This is a genomic window from Kribbella sp. NPDC000426, assembly GCF_040300265.1.
Lineage (GTDB): Bacteria > Actinomycetota > Actinomycetes > Propionibacteriales > Kribbellaceae > Kribbella.
The window spans coordinates 631,866-650,879 of sequence record NZ_JBEPDK010000003.1 but is presented as its reverse complement, the minus strand read 5'-3'; the positions used below and the strand labels follow the sequence as shown (position 1 = coordinate 650,879).

The following is a 19,014-nucleotide window of genomic DNA, read 5'->3' as shown; positions in this document are numbered from 1 at the left end:
GACAGCAAGGACATCTGAGCCGGGGCGTGGAGTTGTACGGCGTCGGGTCGGGGCGCCGTACAACCCGGGGTCAGCGGGACTCGATGGCGTCGAGGTCTCGGGTGGCGAAGCGGAGATGCTCCCATTCCTCCTCGATGATCACGTGCAGGCAGTGGCGGACGGTCTCGGGGTGTTCGGGGCTGTGCGGGTTCTTCCGCGGCTCGTCGAGCTCGGTCGGGGTGGTGGCGGCGATGAAGTCGCGGACCATGGCGACGCGGCCGGCGCGGCCGTCGAGAACCTCGGCGTACGACGGCGGCTTCGTGCCCGGCGCGTCCGTACCGAGGTACTTGAGACCGAGCGGGTGGTAGGGGTCGTCGAGCTCCAGGATGCTGCGGCCGAACCAGGTGTCGGTGGCGTGGATGAGGTGCCGCTCCGTCTGCGCGAACGACCACTCGCCGTCCACCGCGACGTCGACGGTGCCGTCCGGCATGGCGCCGAGGCGCTCGCGGGCGGTCGCCCAGGCCTGCTCGACCTGCGCCCAGGCCGCACGCAGACCGTCCGGATCCTCGGCGCGCCGGTTCTCCCGGCCGGGGAACCGGCGGTTGAGCTCCGCGTCGATGAACGGCACGACGTCGACGCCGTTGATGACCAGGCTGGCGTCCGCCGTCCCCAGCCACGGCGCGTCGATGTCGCCGGCCTGGATGTCGACGCCGCGCATCACGACCCGGGACAGATCGGACTCGACGAACCGAGCCCCGCTCAGGTCCGCCTCCACGAACTCGGCTCCCTGCAGGTCGTCGGACCGACCGAACTTCGTCATGCCATCTCCCAAACTCTCGAGGTTGCAGCGAGCGTATCCGTGACCTGGGACACAAAAGTCGTGCGCGAGACCCGCGGCCCGTGGTGAGGTCGAGGAACTGACCACGCGGCGGAGGGAACTGGTTGTGGATGTTCTGAGTGCGGCGGAACGAGTGGGCTTCTCCGAGCAGGCCCGAACGCGATTCCAGGGCCTGGAGGTGGGCGACGGGCTACGGGTGCCGGACGACGCCGAGGCGTTGATCGAGTACTGCGGTGTGGCCGCAGCCGATCGGGAGGAGATGCTCGCAGCGCGCCCGGACCCGGACGACGACCCCGAGTGGTGGACGATCGCGTCCGCGCTGGCCGGCGAGGTCGAACGGGACATGGGGCTAGCGCTGCCGTCGACAGGGTTCCGGGGCTGGCCCGCAGTACCGCAGGACGCGTCTGCCGTCGGGTTGTTCGCGAACGCCTGGGCGTTGCTCGCCAACCTGCCGCGCTTGCTGGACCTGCATGCCGAGCGTGGTGTGCCGGATTCGGTGAGCAGGGCGACTGTCTCCGCGCTGGGTGGAGTCATGAGTACTCACCGGCATGTCTTCGGTCGTCCTGGTGTCGGACTGATGCCGCTGTGGGGTCCACCGCTGCGGTTCCGCGGCGCGGACTACGAGATCGGTCGGCACGACTTCACTCGGGCCCAGCTGGGTCTGGGCGACGGCGTCTCCGGGCATCTCTTGATGATTCACATCCCGCCGAACGGGCCACTCGACGCACAGGAGTCGGAGGAGTCAGTCGCCGCGGCGGTCGAGTCCTTCAAGCGCTGGTATCCGGAGGAACCGGTCCACGCGTTCGTCTGTCACTCGTGGCTGCTGGATCCGCAGCTGGCCGAGTATCTGCGTCCGGAGTCCAACATCATCCGTTTCCAGCAGCGCTTCGACCTGCTACCGCTGCTACCACCGGAGGACCCGGCTGAGGGCGACCGCGAGCTGATGCGGCTCGGGCTGCACCTGCCAGTGCCCGACGGGCCGCCTGACCTGGACAGCATTCCCCAGGACACGTCCCTGCAGCGGGCGTTCGTGTCGCACCTGCGCGCCGGGCGGCACTGGTACGGGCGTACGGGCATGCTGAAGGGATGGAGCTAGGGATTCCGGTTGGACCAGACGACCTGTGGACCGAGCATCTGGCCGGGGACGGCGTACCGGTCGTCTTCCTGCATCCGGGCACCGGGGACTCCCGGGTGTGGGACCTGGTGGTGGCTGGGCTCAGCGGACGCCGCATCATCCGGTACGACGTACGCGGTTATGGGCGCTCTCCGCTGCCGACCGAGGAGTTCTCGCTGCTGGACGATCTGGTGACGGTGCTGGAGCAGCTGGATCTGCAGCGGGTCATCCTGGTCGGTTGCTCCATGGGCGGCGGTACTGCGCTCAGCTTCGCGCTCACACATCCGGACCGGGTCCACGCCCTCGTCCTCCTCTGCCCAAGCGTCCATGGCTTCCCCGCACTGGACGAGCCGGAGCTGAACGCGCAGTACGACGAGCTGATCGCCAACAGGGATGTGGATGGCCTGGTGGAGTTCGGCCTGCCGGTGTGGGCGCCAACCGTCACTGACGACGCCGTGGTCGCCCAGCTCCGTGCTGCCGCCCCAGCCTGGTTCGAACAAGGCATGTACCTCAAGGCCGAGCCACCTGTGTACGACAGGCTCAGCGAGATCCACGCCCCCACCACGGTGATGGTCGGCGACAAAGACCGCGCAATCTCCACAGCCTCAGCCGGCGCCGCAGCAGCCCGCATCCCAGGCGCCCACTTCACCTGGATCCCCGGCGCCGACCACTACCCCAGCCTCCGCAACCCACAACTAGTAATCGATGCCATCAACAACTATCTGGGCGGGTGACTGGTCCAGGTCGTCAGGACTCGTGCTGCCTGGCCGGTGTCCACGGCGCGACGACAGCGCTCCAACGCATCTGCCAGCAGGTCGACGAGTGGTGCCTCGCCTAGGGACAGGGTAGTTATGGCGGCTGCGGCGTTGAGTAGGACTGCGTCTCGTAGGGGGCCTGGTGTTCCGTGGACCAGGGATTGGAGGGCGTGGGCGTTGAAGGCTGGGGGGCCGCCTTGGAGGTCGGCCAGGGTTGATGGGGGGAGACCAAGAGAGCGGGGATCGAAGACGGTCTCGGTTGCGGAGCCGTTGTGTACTACCCACAGGCGTGAGTAACCAGTCGTGGTGAGTTTGTCGAGACCGTCGTCGCCGCGGGCCACTAGGGCTGACTTTCCTTGTTGGGCGAGTGCGCCGGCCAGGACGGGCAGCATCTGGGCGTTGGCGACGCCGACGAGCTGGTGCTTGGGGTTTGCTGGGTTGAGCAGTGGTGCGAGGACGTTGAATGCGGTGGGGACGGCCAGCTCACGCCGTACGACGGCGACCTGGCGGAGCACCGGGTTGAAGCGTGGGGCGAACAGATAGGTCAGACCTACCTCAGCTGCGACGGCGGCGGCTTCGGAAGCGGACAGGTCGAGTGGCACGCCCAGGTGCTCGACCAAATCACCAGATCCGCCGGCCGATGAGGACGCGGCCCGTCCGCCGTGTTTGACCACGGTGACACCAGTGGCGGCTGCAACCACGGCAGCCATGGTGGAGATGTTCGCCGCGCCGGTCCGGTCGCCGCCCGTTCCCACGATGTCCACGAACGGCCCACGGATCCGCACCGGCGTCGCATGCGAACGCAGTACGTCGGCCAGACCCGTCAGCTCGTCAGGTGTCTCCCCCTTGGCCCGCAGGGCGATCAGGAACCCGGAGATCTGGGCTGGTGACGCCTCGCCCAGCACCAGTTGGTCCATCGCCCAGCCGGTGTCCTCCGCTGACAGGTCGGAGCCGGCCAGGAGCGCGGAGATCAGGCCGGACCAGGTCCGGAGTGTTGTCGCCATCGGGTGTCCTCGAGGGTGCTGGGCCGCCCACGAGGGGACATCACAACGGCCGCCTCGCAGGAGACGGCCGGGTGGATACGCGCGGAGTCAGGCCGTCAGTCGACGGCCCACCACATACCTGCGCGCTGGAACATGACACTGACCTTAGTCAGGCCACCAAAGCCTCCGCAACGTTCCATCCACGGACGGAGTCGACGGTGAACGTGGGGACATGCGCCCCACCGCCCCCTTCAGGGAAGTCGAAGACGGCCAGCATCAACTGCAGCGGGTACGTCGGTGCGCCCTGGCAACTCCGGATCGCAGCCCCGTCCACGAAGAACGTCGCCTCGCCGCCGGTCCACTCGACGGCGTACGTATGAAACTCACGCAGGTCGATCGGGAGCCGGACCGCCTCGAAGTCCTGCGGTACGGCGGGGTCGCGGATCGTCTTCAGGCCCATGCCGACGTCCGTCGACCGGCCCGGTACCAGAGCGTCGCCGAACACCTCCATGACGCAGATCTCGCCGGACTGCTCCGGCTGCTCCTCCAGTCCGACCATCCAGAGCGACACCATCGACCGTGGACTCAGCTCGGCCCGGGCGCGCAGTTCGACGTACCCGCCGTTCGGAGTCCAGCCCCAGAACGGCTCCTGCTCCTCGCGGACGACCAGGCCCTCGCGATACGGCTGTTGCCCGACCGCGCTGTCCACCGGGCCCGAGTAGTTACCGGACTGGATGCCGGAGACTCGCAGGTTGGGTTTGTGGTCGCCCTCGCACCACAGACCCTGGTCTGCCGGGATGCTGAGCGTCAAGCACGAGTCACCCAGCTGGTACGTCGCTGCCGAGGTCGCGCGCGAACTCCACTGCGGCAGGTAGTACGGCGACCAGACGGACCGGTCGAGCGACGACGCATCGAAGTCGTCCTCGAACACCAAGTCACCGCGCACCTGACTCATGACCCCATCATGAGTGGATCGGGCACGCTGTCACATCATGGTGCTCCCATTCGTCAGGGAAGTGATGCGACAGGAGACAGCACCGGTGGACGACCACGAGCAGCTGGCGCGGCAGTTCGAGCAGAACCGCGGGCACTTGCGCGCGGTCGCGTACCGGATGCTCGGGTCGGTGGCCGAGGCGGAGGACGCCGTACAGGAGGCCTGGCTGCGGCTGAGCCGGACCGACGTGAGTGATGTCGGCAATCTGGCGGGCTGGCTGACCACAGCGGTGTCGCGGGTCTGTCTGGACCTGCTGCGCAGCCGGAAGTCGCGGCGCGAGGACTCACTGGACACGTACGTGCCGGACCCGATCATCGGCGAGCCGGGGCCGGAGGACGAGGCCGTGCAGGCGGATGCGATCGGGCTGGCGCTGCTGGTCGTACTGGAGACGCTGTCGCCGGCTGAGCGGCTGGCGTTCGTGCTGCACGACATGTTCGGTGTCGGGTTCGACGAGATCGCGACGATTGTGGACAAGTCCCCCGCTGCGACGCGTCAGCTGGCCAGTCGGGCGCGGCGGCGGGTGCAGGGGGCTCCTGCGAGTGACGGGGATGTCAGTCGACAGCGGGTGATCGTCGAGGCGTTCATGGCGGCGTCGCGTGGCGGTGACTTCGAGGCCCTGCTCGAGCTGCTCGACCCCGACGTACTACTCCGCGCGGACGCCGGTGCTGCCAGTGCGGACTTCGCTGGGCCGGCGGTGTCGAAGCTGGTGCGTGGTGCGAAGGCTGTTGTGGAGCAGGCGCTGCTCTTCAGCCGGATGGCGCCCTACAACCAGGTGGCGCTGGTCAATGGCGTGCCCGGGGTCATCACCGTGGTCAACGACCGTCTGATGGGGGTCATGGCGGTCACGGTCACCGACGGCAAGATCACCCAGATCGACATCCTGGCCGACCTGGAACGCCTAGAGGTCATCCCGCTACCAGCGTGAGCATCCGCGCCGACTGCACCTCTGCGGTGCCAGGTGGGTTGCGGTGCGCGCTGGGTCCGCCCGGTCCGATCAGCGTGAGCCAGAAGCCGGCCCACAGGCAGCGGGCCGCCCGGAAGCGCTCGGCGTCCGGGGCGAAGCGTCGTACCAGCGGGGTCCAGTCGGTCTCGCGTCCGGACAGGTGCTCGACCAGGTTGGCCAGCTCGACTGTGCGGTCGCCCAGCCCGGCGTCCTCGAAGTCGACGATGCGGACACGCGTGCCGTCCCAGAGGTAGTTGGCGAGGTTGGGATCGCCGTGGGCAACCACAGGTTCGTGTACGGCGGTGAGGTCCGGCGGCTCGTTGTCGAGCCAGGCCGAAGCGGCCCGAGCAACAACGCCGTCGCCATCCTGCAGCGTAGTGAGACCGGTGCGGGTGCGGTCGACAAGAGCAGCAAGATCGATCGGTGCCAGGGTGCTGGACGGGATGAACCAGAGTGCCTCGATCGCATCGCCCAGAGCTGTCAGTTGGGGAGGGTGCAGAGAGCCGGTGAGGGGATGGCCGGGGACGGTGGTCATGGTCACCGACGGGGCGGAGGTCCTGGAGATGGGGTGCGGGACCAGGTCCGGTACGGCTTCGGACAGGAGGGTGAGGGCGGCCCACTCCCGGTCCGGCTCGTTGCGGGACCAGGAGGTGTAGTGCTTGGTCAGAACCGAGCCGGAGACCGAGATTGTGTGGGTCATCGGGAAAGTGTGTCGATAACGGGGTCCCCTCTTCGACGTATGGGCAGGAGCTGATACGGCGAGGGAGTGGGATCGGATGTCTACGCAGGCGATTGCAGCGGTTGTCAGTGACGTTGTTGCGGGGCTGCTGGGGGCCGGGTTCAACGGTGCGGTCCGGCTGCCCGGAGAGGTCGAGTACGACGAGCAGCGTCGTTCCGTCATCCCGTCGGTGGACTCACGCCCGCTGCTGGTTGCCGAGGCCTACACCAGGACCGACGTACAGGCAGCGGTCCGCACCGCGCGCGACTACGGCGTACCGATCGCTGTGCAGGCGACCGGTCACGGGACGCGCGTACCGGCGGACGGTGGGATCCTGCTGAAGACGACGCCGATGACGTCGGTGCTGATCGACCCGGAGCGACGGATCGCCAAGGTCGCGCCGGGTGCTCGCTGGGGCGCGGTGCTGGATGCGGCGAGACAGTTCGGACTCGCCCCGTTGTCCGGCTCGCACCGAGACGTCGGCGTCACCGGGTACACGCTCGGCGGCGGTGTGGGCTGGCTGGCCCGCAAGTATGGGTTCGCGGCCGACAGCGTGATCCGCGCCGAGGTTGTCACCGCCGACGGACGTACGGTCACCGCCAGCGCGGAACACCACGCAGACCTGTTCTGGGCGATCCGCGGCGGCACCGGCAACTTCGGTGTCGTCACGTCACTCGAGTTCCGCCTGTACCCGGTCCGCCAGATCCACGCCGGCATCGTGTACTTCGGCATCGACCGCGCCGCCGCGATCCTGCGCGCGTACCGCGACTGGACCGCCACGATTCCCAACGAGCTGAGCACCGCCGTCCTTCTGACCCGCGTCCCCGGCACCGAGCAGCGCGCCGTCGCGATCAAGGTCATGTACGCCGGCCCCGCCGACCTCGCGGAGCACCTGCTCAAGCCGCTCCTCGCAACGGCCGGGCAACGCCTCGCCGGCGAACTGCAGACGATCGAGTACGCCGATGCCGCGATGGGCGGCACCCCCGCCCGCCACCTCGACTTCCTGGACGCCCTCACCGACGAGGTGATCGACCTCGTCACCGAACTCGAGGACGCCACGGTCGAGATCCGGCACTGGGGTGGCGCGATGGCGAACCCCGGGCCGGGTGCGGGACCGGTCGGCCACCGGCAGGCGTCGTACTCGCTGATCGTCGACCGTGAGGTCGCCGGCCTGCCGAGCTCCGGTCGCACGTTCGTGAACTTCCTCGGCGACCTGGGCCGCGCGGATACGGCGTACGACGCCGACGATCTGCGCCGGCTGCGCGAGGTCAAGCGCGCCTACGACCCGGCGAACTTCTTCCACCTGAACGCCAACATCCGGCCATAACAAAGCGATCCGGTCCCCAGGAGGGTCAAGGGACCGGATCGCTCAGGGCGCCTCAGGAATTCAGACTGTGCCGGAGTTGCCGTAGACGGAGACGTGGACGTGGTCCATGTGGTTCGCGGTCGCGCTGCCGCGGTCCTCCATCGCGCGCCAGCCCTCGCTGCTGCGCTGGACCGTCCAGATGTGCTGCTCCCAGATCAGCTGGCTGACGCCGAGCTTCTTGTAGTTCGCCTTCAGCCAGTCGGCGATCTCCTGGCCCTCGGACGAGCTGTTGATCATGATGTCGACCGCGCGGCCGCTGGAGTGCTCCGAACCGCTGTCACCGGACCGCAGCCCGCCGTACGACGTGATGTCGGGGAACATCGCGCAGATCGCCCGGTGCACGCGGATCGCGTCCTGGGTCAGACCGGACTCCATCGCCGAGCCGGACTTGCAGGCCGCCTGCGAGATCGAGCCGCCGCCGACGCTCGCGACCGGCTTGGTGGCGGACAGGTACTGCGCCTTGACCCAGCGAGACTTGCCGTCGCTGACGACCTCGGCCCAGATGCCGTCGATCTTGCCGGTGACCGAGACCTTGGTGCCCTTCGGCAGCACGTCCAGCAGGCTGCCGGTCAGCGGGATCGACCAGAGGTTCACGTCGGTGGTGGTGTACTTCGTGCCGCTGATCTTCGGCGGCGCCGCGTTCAGATCCGCGGCCGCGCGGGTCTTCGCGGAGGTCGGCGTCGGGATCGGCGCCTGCTTCTTCAGGTGCTTCGCGGTCGGTGACGCCTTCGGCGTCGGAGACGCACTGGGGGTCGACGACGTGGCGCCGATCGGCGGACGCAGAGCGTCCCGGCTGATCGTGGTGTCGCGCGACAGCTGCAGGGACGAGCTGGCGATCGACGGGTCGAGCTTGACGTGCTGGGCGGGGAGTGCGGCGGCCGAGCCGGTGGCCACCAGGGCCACTGCCGCGCCGGGGATCACAACCTTTGCGAGACCTGGCTGGATCACCTTCTTGCGCTGCTGGCGGTGCCGCGCCTGTCTATGCCGTCCTTCAGCCACTTGTCGAACCCAATCTGCCGAGACCAAAACGTTATCGACCGGAGGAGTCAAGCACACTTCGCCGCGCCGGTTCGAATCGGCCCTCGGTCTTAACGCATTACGAACATCCACAGACTCGCCGGCACCGTGATTCGCCCGGTATCCGGATGTAATCGCCCCGAGATCAAACGCTTGGTCGACAAATCGCCGCCGTGATCGCGGTCGTGATCGGCTGGCGATCCGGGTGTGGCTCAGGGCGCGGCGGTTCGGTGCTTGTTGCTGGTTGACTGCGGGCGTGGAGTTTCGGATCGAGCGTGGGGCGGTCGCGCGGCTGGTGATCGATCGGGTCGAGAAGCGGAACGCGCTGACCCGGTCGATGTGGGAGGCGTTGCCGGGGCTGCTCACGGAGTTGGCGTACGACGACCACGTGAAGGTCCTGCTCGTCACCGGCGCCGGCTCGAGCTTCTCGGCCGGTGCGGACATCCGGGAGCTGATCTCCGGTGACGATCCGGCTGATCCGATGGCCGAGCTGCGGGCATTCAACCTGCGGGCCCAGGCGGCGTTGCGGGAGTTCCCTAAGCCGACGATCGCGGTCGTCCGCGGGCACTGCATCGGCGGCGGTCTGGAGATCGCGGTCAACTGCGACTTCCGGTTCGCGGCGCGCAATGCGAGTTTCGGCGTCACGCCGGCCCGGATCGGCGTCGTCTACCCGCCGGCCGCGATCAAGGTCCTGCTCGACCTGGTCGGTCCGGCAACCACGAAGTACCTGCTGTTCAGCGGCGAGTTGCTGACCGCGGTCGAGGCCGAGCTGAAGGGGCTGGTCGATCGGGTCGCTGACGATCCGATGGCGGCGGCCGAGGCGTTCGCGGAGACGTTGGTCTCGCGGTCACAGCTGACGATCCGCTCGGCCAAGGAGTCGGTCAACGCGTTGCTGGCGGGCGAGAACGCCGATGCGGCAGCGGTACGGCGGTACCGCGAGACCATCGCGTCCGGCGAACTGGCCGAAGGGATCGACGCCTTCACGCAGAAGCGGTCACCGGAGTTCCGCTGGCATCCCCGCTGAGATCAGCGTGCCGCGGAGCTCGACCCGGTCGCCGACCGCGGCCGAGACCAGCGACGCGATCGCCCGGGCCCGCTCGTCGTCGACGGCATCGACCAGGAAGTACCCGGCGAGCTGCTCCTTGGCCTCGCCGAACGGCCCGTCGGTGACGACCTGCTCGCCGTCGCGGATCTGCACGATCCGGCCTTCCTCGGGCGGCAGCAGGCCCTCGGAGCTGACCAGCTCGCCGGACTCGTCGAGCTCACGCTTGAGCCGGGTCAGGCGGACGACGGCCTGCTGGTCCTCGTCGGTCCAGACGCGGTCGAGGTTGCGGAAGATCATCACGACGTACTTCATGGGTTCACCGTAGCCATCGGGACGGACAGAACCCCGCGGCCTCGTGGTCCGCGGGGTCCGGCCGTTCAGGTCCGGGGGTGGATCAGTACCAGTGCCGGCGGCCGCCGACAGCACGGCCCGTCGATCCGAGCAGGAAGAGCACCGCTCCGACCACCAGCAGCACGATGCCGATGGTCCACAGGATCGGGATACTCAGCAAGAATCCCAAGATCAGCAGGATCAAACCGAGGATGAGCATGAAGCCTCCTTCGCAAGGGCCGGCTGGCGGTCGCCGGCGGCCACACGAACCAGGTGCCCACGCCTAACCTCCAACGGGTGTTTGAGTTTCAGGACGCGACCGGCTCGAGCCGCAGTGAGCGTTTGCGGGTGAGCAGGAGGCCGCAACCGGCCAGACCGATCGCGATGAACAACCACACTGTCGCGAAGGCGATCCGGTACCCGTGTGTCAGGTCGACCGGCGACGTGCCCGACGTACTGGCGGTTGCGACAGCGGAGACTGCCGCAACACCCACTGCGCCGCCGATCTGGAAGCTGGCGTTCTGGAGACCCGACGCGACGCCGGAGTCCTCCCCCGGTACGTCGCTGAGCGCGGCGATCGAACCCGCGACCGTTCCAGCCCCCAGTCCGGCGCCAAAGATCGTCAAACCCCAGAAAGCCAGCTCGAAGTACCCGGAGTCCACGGTCAGCTGCGTCATCAGCATCGTACCGACTCCGGCGATCAGCAGCGACACCGAGGCGACCCAGCGTGGGCCGACGCGCGTGACGAGGTGCTGGCCGATGATCGAGCCGACGACCGCGGCGGCCGCGAGTACGGCGGACATGAGGCCGTAGCGGATCGCTGACGCGCCCAGAGCGAGCTGGGCGTACTGCGTGTAGACGAAGTTGAGTCCGAACGCCGCCAGGCCCCAGGCGATCGTGATGAGGTTGCCGCCGACCAGTGCTCTCGAGCGGAAAATCCGCAGTGGTACGAGCGGTGCCGCGGATCGCTTCTCCACAAGGACGAACGCTGCGAACAGGACGGCCGACAGCACGACGAGCAGTGCGGTCCGGAGCCCCGACGACTCGGGTGCCTCGATGACGGCGTACACGAGGACGATGAGCGCTGCCGTCACTGTGACCGCGCCGGCGACGTCGAAACCGCGGCGTCCTGGTCCGCGGCTGTCCATCAGCAGCGTGGGTGCGAGTACGACGACCAGCAGGCACACCGGCACGTTGATGAAGAAGATCCACTGCCAGCCGAGTCCGTCCGTCACCGGTCCGCCGATGAGCGACCCCGCCGTACCTCCGACCCCGCTGGTCGCGCCCCAGATGCCGAGCGCCTTGTTGCGATCCGCACCGGACGGGAACGTCGTCATCACGATCGACAACGCACTCGGCGCCAGTACGGCGGCCGCCGCGCCCTGCAGCCCGCGGGCGAGGACCAGCGCGTCTCCGCTCCACGCGAACCCGCACAGCAGCGAGGACCCGGCAAACAACAGCAATCCGGTCATGAAGACCCGCCGGCGACCCAGCAGGTCCGAGATCCGCCCGCCGAGGAGCAGGAGCCCGCCGAACATCAGCGCGTACCCGCTGGGCACCCACTGCACGCCCCCGGTCGAGAACGTCAGCTCGCGCTCGATCGACGGCACGGCGACCAGCACGATCGACGCGTCCAGGATGATCATGAACCCGGTCAGACACAGCAGTGCCAGCGCCAGCCAGCGCTTCGAATGCGAAACCATCAGGAATCTCCAGTACGCCGGGACGCCCCGGCTGAGCGTCACTCGGTGGAGACGTCGGTGCCGGCCGGGCGGAGTTCGACATCCTCGATCTGTCGAAGTTCGGTGGGCTTGTTTCGACGTAGCAGGTGACAGGGGGTCACAGGGGCCTCCGCAAGCGACAGGATGGTGCCTGTGAAGTACATGCTGCTGATCTACAGCAACCCGGAGAGCTGGGCGAGCCTGTCCGCCGAGCAACGCGACGGACTGGCCACCGCGCACGAGACGCTGGCCCGGGAGCTGACCGAGCAGGGCCTCCTGGTCAGTGCGGCCGGGCTGGCCGACCCGATCACCACGCGGACCGTGCAGGTGCGTGACGACACCACGACCACGACGGACGGGCCGTACGCCGAGGCCAAGGAGCACCTGGCCGGGTTCTACCTGGTGGAGTGCGACGACATCGACCAGGCGATCGGGTACGCCGCCCGGATGCCTGACGCGGAGTACGTCGCGGTGGAGGTGCGGCCGGTGATGGATGCGTCCGGGCTGGAAATGTGACTGACTTCGAGCTCCTGCTTCGGGAGCAGGCGCCGCAGGTGCTGAGTGCGCTGGTCCGGCACTACGGGCACTTCGACCTGGCCGAAGAGGCGGTCCAGGAGGCGCTGCTCGCGGCGACGCAGCAGTGGCCGAGTGAGGGCCTGCCGGACAACCCGCGGGGCTGGCTGATCCGGGTCGGGTCGCGGCGGCTGACCGATCTGCTCCGCAGCGAGTCGGCACGGCGACGGCGTGAGGAGAACGCGGTCCAGCTCGCCGCACCGGAGGAGTTCGTTGCCTCAGGCCCGGAGATCGACGATCCGGGCGGCCGGGACGACACGCTGACGTTGTTGTTCCTCTGCTGTCACCCGGCGTTGTCGCCGGCCTCGCAGATCGCCCTGACGCTGCGTGCTGTCGGCGGTCTCACCACCGCGCAGATCGCGGCGGCGTTTTTGGTGCCAGAGGCAACGATGGCGCAGCGGATCAGCCGGGCGAAGCGGAGCATCAAGCAGGCCGGGAGTTCGTTCGAGATGCCGCCCGAGGCGGAGCGGGACGAGCGGATGGGCGCAGTACTGCATGTGCTCTATCTGATCTTCAACGAGGGCTACACCGCCTCATCCGGTACGTCGTTGCACAGTGCGGAGCTCACTACCGAAGCGATCCGGCTGGTGCGCGGCGTCCGGAAGCTGCTGCCGGATGACGGTGAGGTGGCCGGGCTGTTGGCGCTGATGCTGCTCACGGACGCCCGTCGTCCGGCCCGGACCGGGCCGGACGGGGCGCTGATTCCGCTGGCCGAGCAGGACCGGTCGAAGTGGAACAAGGCGACCATCGTCGAGGGCGAAGCGCTGGTGACCGATGCGCTGTCGCGGTCGCAGCTGGGGCCGTACCAAGTGCAGGCCGCGATCGCTGCGGTGCATGACACGGCTGAGGACGCTGACGACACGGACTGGCGGCAGATCGTCGCGCTGTACGACGTACTCGAGCAGTTGGTCGACAACCCGATGGTGAAGCTCAACCACGCGGTCGCTGTCGCTATGGCAGTCGGTCCGAAGGAGGGGCTCGCCGTACTCGAGCCACTCGAGGCCGACGACCGGATGAACCACCGGCTGGAGGCTGTGCGCGCACACCTGCTCGAGATGTCCGGTGACACTGCTGCTGCTCGGGAGAGCTACCTGCTCGCGGCCCGCCGTACGACGAGCGTGCCGGAGCGCAACTACCTCCAGTCGAAGGCTGACCGGTTAGCCTGAGGTGTGGATCTGACCAGAGCCTCGCTCCTCCGGGAGATGCTGAGCGGTACTGAGCTTGGGAGCCGGACGACGCAGTTCGGCTACGCACTGCGAAGGTTCACGACCAGACGCAGTGGGCTCATGCTGTTCGGACCGGTCGACGACGAGCCGTGGCACTTGACCGCGCATCTGGACGACGAGCTTCACCGAGCGGGCATCGAGGACGCACGGCCGTCACTGGTTCGCTGGGCACCGCCAGCGGGCGCACCGCCACACCTGGCGATCGGTCTGGACCGGCTGCAGGACGCTGGCCGCGGCGAGTCGCTGCTGGTGGTCGCCGAGGACAATCCGGCCGACACGTTGCTGGAGCGGGTCAGCGACGTACGTCGACGTGGTACGACGATCTTCAGCATTGGCAACGGTGACAAGGACCTGATGTCGCTCAGTCACGAGACGCTCGTGCCGGAGCTGCTGGTACCGGACGGGTTCGGGTGGAGGAGCAGGTCGCTCGGGTACGACCATGACGAGCCGCAGTCGGCGTTGACCGACGTAGAGCCGCAGACCGACGAGAGCTTCGAGATGGCGCAGCACCTGGTGAGCTTGGCCGCTGCAGATGAGGAGGCCGGCCAGTCCGGTTGGCGCCGCCGCCTCCGGACTGCCATCGAACGCCTCAGCGGCGAACCGGCCTAGTTGTCGAGGTAGAGCGCGGCCAGCCGGGGCAGGTGAGCCTCGAGGTCGTCTTCGTCGTCGAAGTCGATCTCCGCACCGGCAGGCATGTCCGGTGTGTCCGGGGCATCCGCGTCAACAGCCTTCCAGTACGCCGCTTCGTCGCCGGTCACGTTCTTGTACGCGTGACTGCCGACGTGCAGCATCCCTTCGCCGTCGAACCCTTCGAACCCCTCCGGCCGATCCTCGTCGACCACGTCCGCGAGCGAGTCCGGCCCCGCCAGCGCGGCGTCCCAGACCTCACGCCCCTGGGCGATCAACCACCCGCGGAACGAATCGAACCCGTCCTCCGATGCCCCGGAGTTGATCAGGTACGCCGCCGCCCACAGGTCCCACCGGTACGACTCGACCTGCAACCGCGCGAGCTCGACCCCGAACCCCGCGATCTCCCCGGCCGCCGCCGAACCCAGCACCTTGGTCAACGCGTCCGCAACCCCGTCCGGATCAGCCACGGTGTCATCCACCGAGGCCCGCGCCTCCTCGACAAGACCCCAGAAACCATCCCTGTCCACCCATAAACCATCTCACCGACCCGGGGTCCAACGGGAGGGGTCAGAGGCCGCCGGCGAAGGTCCGCAGTACCGGAGCGAGCGTGCTGGGCTCGGTGCTGTGGTTTTCGCCTGGGATGGGGGTGAGGGTGGCGGTGGGGAGGTGGTTGGCTACGGCTTGGGCGCCGGAGGAGAGAGCTGGCCAGGTTTTGTCGCCGTGGAGGACGAGGACGGGGAGTTTGACTGCGGACCAGCGGTCGTCCGGGAGCGGGTTGCCGGACATGGTGGTGCCCATGATGCGGCCGTCGTAGGCGATGGTGTGGGCGATCTCCTCGACGGGGGCCCAGTACGGGGACTGCTTCATGCCGGCGACGGCTTCGGCGGGCAGCCCTGCGGCGGCGGTCATGAAGAGTTCGGCGGCCTTGTCGCGGCGGCCTTCTGCGACGAACGCGTCCAGTTGCTCGACGTAGTCGGAGGGGAGCGGCGGGCGGACGTCGTCCACGACGACGGGCGGCTCGAAGAGGACCAGGCCGTCGATGGGGAGGCCGGCTGCGGCAGCATCCAGGGCCAGCAGTGCCCCGGACGACCAGCCGAACAGGATGGCCGGCTGACCGGCGTCCTCGATCAGGGCAGCGATGTCCTCGATCTCGCGCTCGATAGCGTACGGCGCCGTGTCGGTGCTCTGGCCGCGGCCGCGCCGGTCGTACACGTACGTGCGGAACTCGTCGCTCAGCAGCTCGCCGACCTCGGCGTTCGCCGGGTTGACGGCGCGGTGTGCGGTGGCTCCATCGATCAGGATCAGCGGCCGGCCCTCGCCGTACGCGTCGAAAGCGATCGTGGTGCCGTCGGCGGATGTCACGGTGCTCATCGGTCTTCTCCTCAGTGGCAGGGAACTAGACCGTACAGTACTCGCCAGAGAACTGGACTGTCTAGTATGATTTCCGGATGGAGCAGGTAGAGCTCGAAGGACGGACGCCCCGCAAGCGCCGCGCGATCCTGGCCGCCGCGACCACGGCCTTCCTCCAGCACGGGTACCTCGGCGCGAGCATGGACGAGGTCGCCGCGAACGCCGGCGTCTCCAAACAGACCGTGTACAAGCAGTTCGAGAACAAGGAACGCCTGTTCGCCGAGATCGTCCTCGGCACCAGCGACCAGCTGATGGACGGCCTACTACAGGCGTACGTCGAAACCCTCGACGGAGCCGCCGATGCCCGGGAAGCCCTGCGTGCGCTGGCTCATCGCCTGCTCCAGAGCCTGACCGCCGACAGCGTCCTGCAGCTGCGCCGACTGGTGATCGCAGAGGCGGACCGCTTCCCGGAGGTCTGCGGAGCCTGGTTCAACCGAGGCTTCGAGCAGTCGCTGGACGCACTCGGTGAAGCGCTCACGAGGCTCAGCGATCGCGGTCTGCTGAAGGAGCTCGAGGACCCCACGCTCGCGGCGTACCAGTTCGCGGGCCTGGTCATGTACAAGCCGATGAACCGCGCGATGTTCGCCGGCACACGCCAGCGTCCGAAGCCCGGCGAGCTGGACAAGCTCGCCGACCAGGCGGCCGACGTCTTCCTCGCGGCGTACGGCGTCTGACGGCTACTGGTCGTCCCGAGCCGGCCGGGTGATGTGCAGGTGGATCCGCCAGCCTGCCCAGGCCAGGAGGCCCAGCGGGATCGGTAACCAGAAGGACGCGAGCCGATACAGGAGAGTCCCGATCAGCGCGGCGTCCGGGCTGACTCCGATCAGGACGAGAAGCGCGGTCAGACCCGCGTCGACGAAGCCGAGACCGCCTGGCGTGATCGGAATCATCGCGAGCGCCTGAGCCACGACATAGGCCAGCAGCACCATCGAAGGCCGAACGTGAACGTCCAGCGCGGCCAACGCGGCCACCAGCGCGGCGTAGTCGAACATGCGGTTCGCGGCAGCAGCCAAGGCCGCGGCCCACCACCGGCCCTCGAAGGCGGCGGCAACTCGCTCCCGCTGAATGACCAGCAGGGCGGCGCAACTGTCGGCGGTCACACTGCGCTTCACGAGGTGGATCACGTGTCCGGCCCCGCGACCGACCAGCACGACGAACCGTGGCCACTTGAGGGCGGCCAGCCCGAAACCGACGATGAGAATCGCCATGATCAACGAGACCAGGAGACCGAGCTCGAGCTGCCTGGCCGGCGGCGGACCGATCAGGACGGCGGGAATCGTCAGCACGGGCAACAGCAGCAACACGCCGGTCGTGATCAGGCCGATCGCGGTCAGTGCGGAGGCGACGACTGCGGCCGGCTGCCCGGCCTGGATCAAGAGCCTGGCCTGGAGGACGCTGCCCGCAGCCGCACCGCCGGGTATCACCTTGCTGGCCGCGTTCCCGGCCAGCTGGGCGGTCGCGATCGTGCCCCATCCCGCGTTGGACTGCTCTGCGCTGTCCTGGTCGAGAGCCAGTCTGGCGAGCCACCACAGAGCGGCGAAGCTACAGCCCTCCAGGACCACGAGGATCGGGAACCACCAGGGATCCACGTCCGCGAGGCGCGGCCAGGCCCCGAAGAGTGACAGGATGCTCGGCGCCACGATGTACAGGCCGACACCGGTGATCGCCAGGCCGACCGCGCGGCCGCCCCATCGCCGTACCAAACCCCCGCCAGCGACGCGCATGACTCACCTCGCCCAGAGAACCCCTTGCCCCACCATAACGCCTGCTTACAGCGTCCCGCGGGTGGAAGTGCGCACGACGAGCTCCGGCGTGAACGTGACGCGCTGGTGCTCGTGGTCCGGGTTCGACGACTCGTCCAGCAGCAGCTCCGCCGCGGTCCGGCCGAGCAGCTGTCGCGGCTGACGCACGGAGGTCAGCGGTACGGCGGCAGCCTCGGCGAACTCGATGTCGTCGTACCCGACGATCGCGAGATCCTCCGGAACGCGTAGCCCCAGACTCACGCACTGTTGCAGCAATCCCAACGCCAGCAGGTCGTTCGCGCAGAACGCCGCGGTCGGCCGGCGATCAGCCGGGAGCCCGGCGAGTCGTTGCCCTGCGCCCCTACCTTCGGCGACGGTGAGCGCGCCGGTGGTCAGCTCGATCAGATCCGCCGCCGGCCTCCCGGCCGACTTCAAGGCCCGGCGAGCGCCTTCGCGCCGGTCGACGACCTGACCGATCGTGTTCGGGCCGCCGACGTACGCGATCCGTTGGTGGCCGAGCTCGAGCAGATGCGAGATCGCGAGCTCGCCGCCGAGGACGTCGTTCACCGCGACCGAGCAGTGCTGGCCCTCGTCGAGAGCGCGGTCGACCACGACGACCGGCGTACCGCGGGAGGGCAGTTTGCGCAGGCGGGACGAGTTCTGGTCGATCGGCGTGATCAGGATGCCCTGCACCCGCTGCTGCTCGAGCAGATCGAGGTACGCCGCCTCGCGGTCCGCGTCCTCGCTGCTGGTGCACAGGAACACCGACAGGCCGGCCGCCTGGGCCGCCTCCTCGACGCCCTTCGCGACATCGGTGAAGAACGGGTTGCCGGCGTCGAGCATCAGGTACGCGAGGATCCGGCTCGAGCCCGCTCGCAGCTGCCGCGCCGACTCGTTACGGACGAAGCCCAGCGACGCCATCGCCGCCTCGACCTTCGCGCGGGTCAGCGGGCTGACCACCTCGGGCCGGTTCAGCACGTTGGAAACGGTCCCCAGCGAGACGCCGGCCGCCGCGGCCACGGCCTTCACGCCGGCGGCGTGCGGCTTCGGCGTACGGCGTCGCCGCGTGCGCTCGGGCAGGGCTTCCGCATCGTCGACGGACACGAGAACCTCCCCTGCGCAACTTGAAACGTGTTAGCTGCCGAAGAATACCCGGTTCCTGCGGATTCTCCGCGTCGGCAGTCCGGGATCGGTCGCAAAAGGTGGGCAGGCACTTGACGGCCGCCTGTACACCCGCTTAGCGTCATGAGACGTTCTTGAAACCTTTCATAGCCTTCCCGCCCGCTCAGACACAGGTGCCGCCGTGAATCGTTACTGCTTCTGCCTGCAGGTCCGGCCGGACCGGTTGGCCGAGTACGTCGACCGCCACCGCAACGTCTGGCCCGACATGCAGGCCGCGTTGCGGGACTCCGGGTGGCACAACTACTCGCTGTTCCTCCGCGACGACGGTTTGCTGATCGGGTACGTCGAGGCCGAAGACCTGGACGCCGCCCAGAAGGCGATGGCGGCCACCGAGGTCAACACGCGCTGGCAGTCGGAGATGACCGAGTTCTTCACCGGGATCGATGGCAGGCCGCCGGACGAGTCCTTCCTGCTGCTTCCCGAGATCTTCCACCTGAGAGAGGGCTGA

The 19,014-nt window shown here is 68.4% G+C and carries 22 protein-coding genes; 10 read left to right on the top strand and 12 right to left on the bottom strand.

Annotation, left to right across the window (positions count from 1 at the left end):
* Positions 1-70: 70 nt before the first annotated feature.
* Positions 71-799: a DinB family protein gene (locus ABT313_RS16950; protein WP_350853863.1), complete on the bottom strand. Its 729-nt coding sequence runs from the start codon at positions 797-799 to the stop codon at positions 71-73.
* Between the two features lie 124 nt (positions 800-923).
* On the opposite strand from ABT313_RS16950, the gene ABT313_RS16945 reads away from it, so the two are divergent.
* On the top strand, positions 924-1,913 hold the full coding sequence (locus tag ABT313_RS16945) for an acyltransferase domain-containing protein (RefSeq protein WP_350853860.1): 990 nt from the start codon (positions 924-926) through the stop codon (positions 1,911-1,913).
* Positions 1,904-2,665: an alpha/beta fold hydrolase gene (locus tag ABT313_RS16940; RefSeq protein ID WP_350853856.1), complete on the top strand. Its 762-nt coding sequence runs from the start codon at positions 1,904-1,906 to the stop codon at positions 2,663-2,665. The genes ABT313_RS16945 and ABT313_RS16940 overlap by 10 nt, the downstream gene beginning before the upstream one ends.
* Here ABT313_RS16940 and trpD read toward each other — a convergent pair.
* Positions 2,650-3,690, bottom strand: coding sequence for an anthranilate phosphoribosyltransferase (trpD, locus tag ABT313_RS16935; protein WP_350853853.1), 1,041 nt, complete (start codon positions 3,688-3,690; stop codon positions 2,650-2,652). The genes ABT313_RS16940 and trpD overlap by 16 nt on opposite strands.
* A gap of 148 nt (positions 3,691-3,838) precedes the next feature.
* On the bottom strand, positions 3,839-4,624 hold the full coding sequence (locus tag ABT313_RS16930) for a glycoside hydrolase family 16 protein (RefSeq protein ID WP_350853850.1): 786 nt from the start codon (positions 4,622-4,624) through the stop codon (positions 3,839-3,841).
* 85 nt (positions 4,625-4,709) lie between these two features.
* On the opposite strand from ABT313_RS16930, the gene sigJ reads away from it, so the two are divergent.
* Positions 4,710-5,588 carry an RNA polymerase sigma factor SigJ gene (sigJ, locus tag ABT313_RS16925; RefSeq protein WP_350853847.1) on the top strand — a complete coding sequence of 293 codons (879 nt, stop codon included), beginning with the start codon at positions 4,710-4,712 and terminating at the stop codon, positions 5,586-5,588.
* On the opposite strand, the gene ABT313_RS16920 is transcribed toward sigJ, so the two are convergent.
* Positions 5,569-6,306, bottom strand: a complete 738-nt coding sequence (locus tag ABT313_RS16920; protein ID WP_350853844.1) for a phosphotransferase family protein — start codon at positions 6,304-6,306, stop codon at positions 5,569-5,571. The genes sigJ and ABT313_RS16920 overlap by 20 nt on opposite strands.
* Before the next feature lie 76 nt (positions 6,307-6,382).
* Here ABT313_RS16920 and ABT313_RS16915 point away from each other — a divergent pair, with 76 nt between their 5' ends.
* The gene (locus ABT313_RS16915) at positions 6,383-7,651 is read left to right on the top strand and encodes an FAD-binding oxidoreductase (protein WP_350853841.1); all 1,269 of its coding nucleotides are present in this window, start codon (positions 6,383-6,385) and stop codon (positions 7,649-7,651) included.
* 60 nt (positions 7,652-7,711) lie between these two features.
* Here ABT313_RS16915 and ABT313_RS16910 read toward each other — a convergent pair whose 3' ends face one another.
* A complete protein-coding gene (locus ABT313_RS16910) occupies positions 7,712-8,689 on the bottom strand; it encodes an SH3 domain-containing protein (protein WP_350853839.1) in 978 nt (325 codons plus the stop codon).
* 274 nt (positions 8,690-8,963) lie between these two features.
* Here ABT313_RS16910 and ABT313_RS16905 point away from each other — a divergent pair, with 274 nt between their 5' ends.
* Complete coding sequence (locus tag ABT313_RS16905) at positions 8,964-9,731, top strand: enoyl-CoA hydratase/isomerase family protein (RefSeq protein WP_350853836.1); 768 nt, start codon at positions 8,964-8,966, stop codon at positions 9,729-9,731.
* Here the strand turns inward: ABT313_RS16905 and ABT313_RS16900 are convergent.
* The 3 genes from ABT313_RS16900 to ABT313_RS16890 all read right to left on the bottom strand — a co-directional run bounded on the left by ABT313_RS16900 (position 9,702) and on the right by ABT313_RS16890 (position 11,785).
* Entirely contained in the window at positions 9,702-10,064 is a 363-nt protein-coding gene (locus ABT313_RS16900; protein WP_350853833.1) for a YciI family protein, read from the bottom strand. The genes ABT313_RS16905 and ABT313_RS16900 overlap by 30 nt on opposite strands.
* Positions 10,065-10,146: 82 nt before the next feature.
* Positions 10,147-10,302, bottom strand: coding sequence for a DUF6131 family protein (locus ABT313_RS16895; protein ID WP_166679556.1), 156 nt, complete (start codon positions 10,300-10,302; stop codon positions 10,147-10,149).
* 88 nt (positions 10,303-10,390) lie between these two features.
* Positions 10,391-11,785: an MFS transporter gene (locus ABT313_RS16890; RefSeq protein WP_350853829.1), complete on the bottom strand. Its 1,395-nt coding sequence runs from the start codon at positions 11,783-11,785 to the stop codon at positions 10,391-10,393.
* Positions 11,786-11,965: 180 nt separating this feature from the next.
* Here ABT313_RS16890 and ABT313_RS16885 point away from each other — a divergent pair, with 180 nt between their 5' ends.
* The 3 genes from ABT313_RS16885 to ABT313_RS16875 are packed head-to-tail and all read left to right on the top strand — an operon-like array spanning position 11,966 to position 14,211.
* Entirely contained in the window at positions 11,966-12,319 is a 354-nt protein-coding gene (locus ABT313_RS16885) for a YciI family protein (protein WP_350855132.1), read from the top strand.
* Positions 12,316-13,542, top strand: coding sequence for an RNA polymerase sigma factor (locus tag ABT313_RS16880; RefSeq protein ID WP_350853826.1), 1,227 nt, complete (start codon positions 12,316-12,318; stop codon positions 13,540-13,542). The genes ABT313_RS16885 and ABT313_RS16880 overlap by 4 nt, the downstream gene beginning before the upstream one ends.
* 3 nt (positions 13,543-13,545) lie before the next feature.
* Entirely contained in the window at positions 13,546-14,211 is a 666-nt protein-coding gene (locus ABT313_RS16875) for a hypothetical protein (protein ID WP_350853823.1), read from the top strand.
* On the opposite strand, the gene ABT313_RS16870 is transcribed toward ABT313_RS16875, so the two are convergent.
* Together ABT313_RS16870 and ABT313_RS16865 are read right to left on the bottom strand one after the other, a co-directional pair.
* Entirely contained in the window at positions 14,208-14,759 is a 552-nt protein-coding gene (locus tag ABT313_RS16870; protein ID WP_350853820.1) for a DUF4240 domain-containing protein, read from the bottom strand. The two genes, ABT313_RS16875 and ABT313_RS16870, sit on opposite strands and share 4 nt — an antisense overlap.
* Positions 14,760-14,799: 40 nt before the next feature.
* A complete protein-coding gene (locus ABT313_RS16865; RefSeq protein ID WP_350853817.1) occupies positions 14,800-15,603 on the bottom strand; it encodes an alpha/beta fold hydrolase in 804 nt (267 codons plus the stop codon).
* A gap of 77 nt (positions 15,604-15,680) precedes the next feature.
* Between ABT313_RS16865 and ABT313_RS16860 the strand changes: the two genes are divergently transcribed.
* Positions 15,681-16,316, top strand: a complete 636-nt coding sequence (locus ABT313_RS16860; protein WP_350853814.1) for a TetR/AcrR family transcriptional regulator C-terminal domain-containing protein — start codon at positions 15,681-15,683, stop codon at positions 16,314-16,316.
* Positions 16,317-16,319: 3 nt separating this feature from the next.
* On the opposite strand, the gene ABT313_RS16855 is transcribed toward ABT313_RS16860, so the two are convergent.
* Positions 16,320-17,366 (bottom strand): lysylphosphatidylglycerol synthase transmembrane domain-containing protein, encoded by a 1,047-nt coding sequence (locus ABT313_RS16855; protein WP_350853811.1) that lies wholly within the window; start codon positions 17,364-17,366, stop codon positions 16,320-16,322.
* Positions 17,367-17,411: 45 nt separating this feature from the next.
* Complete coding sequence (locus ABT313_RS16850) at positions 17,412-18,488, bottom strand: LacI family DNA-binding transcriptional regulator (RefSeq protein WP_350853809.1); 1,077 nt, start codon at positions 18,486-18,488, stop codon at positions 17,412-17,414.
* A gap of 199 nt (positions 18,489-18,687) precedes the next feature.
* Here ABT313_RS16850 and ABT313_RS16845 point away from each other — a divergent pair, with 199 nt between their 5' ends.
* Entirely contained in the window at positions 18,688-19,014 is a 327-nt protein-coding gene (locus ABT313_RS16845) for an L-rhamnose mutarotase (RefSeq protein ID WP_350853806.1), read from the top strand.

Bases quoted from the DNA above. Each gene is read 5' to 3' on its own strand.
- ABT313_RS16950 (WP_350853863.1), bottom strand. From the start codon at position 799: ATGACGAAGTTCGGTCGGTCCGACGACCTGCAGGGAGCCGAGTTCGTG.
- ABT313_RS16940 (WP_350853856.1), top strand. From the start codon at position 1,904: ATGGAGCTAGGGATTCCGGTTGGACCAGACGACCTGTGGACCGAGCAT.
- trpD (WP_350853853.1), bottom strand. From the start codon at position 3,690: ATGGCGACAACACTCCGGACCTGGTCCGGCCTGATCTCCGCGCTCCTG.
- ABT313_RS16930 (WP_350853850.1), bottom strand. From the start codon at position 4,624: ATGAGTCAGGTGCGCGGTGACTTGGTGTTCGAGGACGACTTCGATGCG.
- ABT313_RS16920 (WP_350853844.1), bottom strand. From the start codon at position 6,306: ATGACCCACACAATCTCGGTCTCCGGCTCGGTTCTGACCAAGCACTAC.
- ABT313_RS16915 (WP_350853841.1), top strand. From the start codon at position 6,383: ATGTCTACGCAGGCGATTGCAGCGGTTGTCAGTGACGTTGTTGCGGGG.
- ABT313_RS16900 (WP_350853833.1), bottom strand. From the start codon at position 10,064: ATGAAGTACGTCGTGATGATCTTCCGCAACCTCGACCGCGTCTGGACC.
- ABT313_RS16895 (WP_166679556.1), bottom strand. From the start codon at position 10,302: ATGCTCATCCTCGGTTTGATCCTGCTGATCTTGGGATTCTTGCTGAGT.
- ABT313_RS16890 (WP_350853829.1), bottom strand. From the start codon at position 11,785: ATGGTTTCGCATTCGAAGCGCTGGCTGGCGCTGGCACTGCTGTGTCTG.
- ABT313_RS16885 (WP_350855132.1), top strand. From the start codon at position 11,966: ATGCTGCTGATCTACAGCAACCCGGAGAGCTGGGCGAGCCTGTCCGCC.
- ABT313_RS16865 (WP_350853817.1), bottom strand. From the start codon at position 15,603: ATGAGCACCGTGACATCCGCCGACGGCACCACGATCGCTTTCGACGCG.
- ABT313_RS16860 (WP_350853814.1), top strand. From the start codon at position 15,681: ATGGAGCAGGTAGAGCTCGAAGGACGGACGCCCCGCAAGCGCCGCGCG.
- ABT313_RS16855 (WP_350853811.1), bottom strand. From the start codon at position 17,366: ATGCGCGTCGCTGGCGGGGGTTTGGTACGGCGATGGGGCGGCCGCGCG.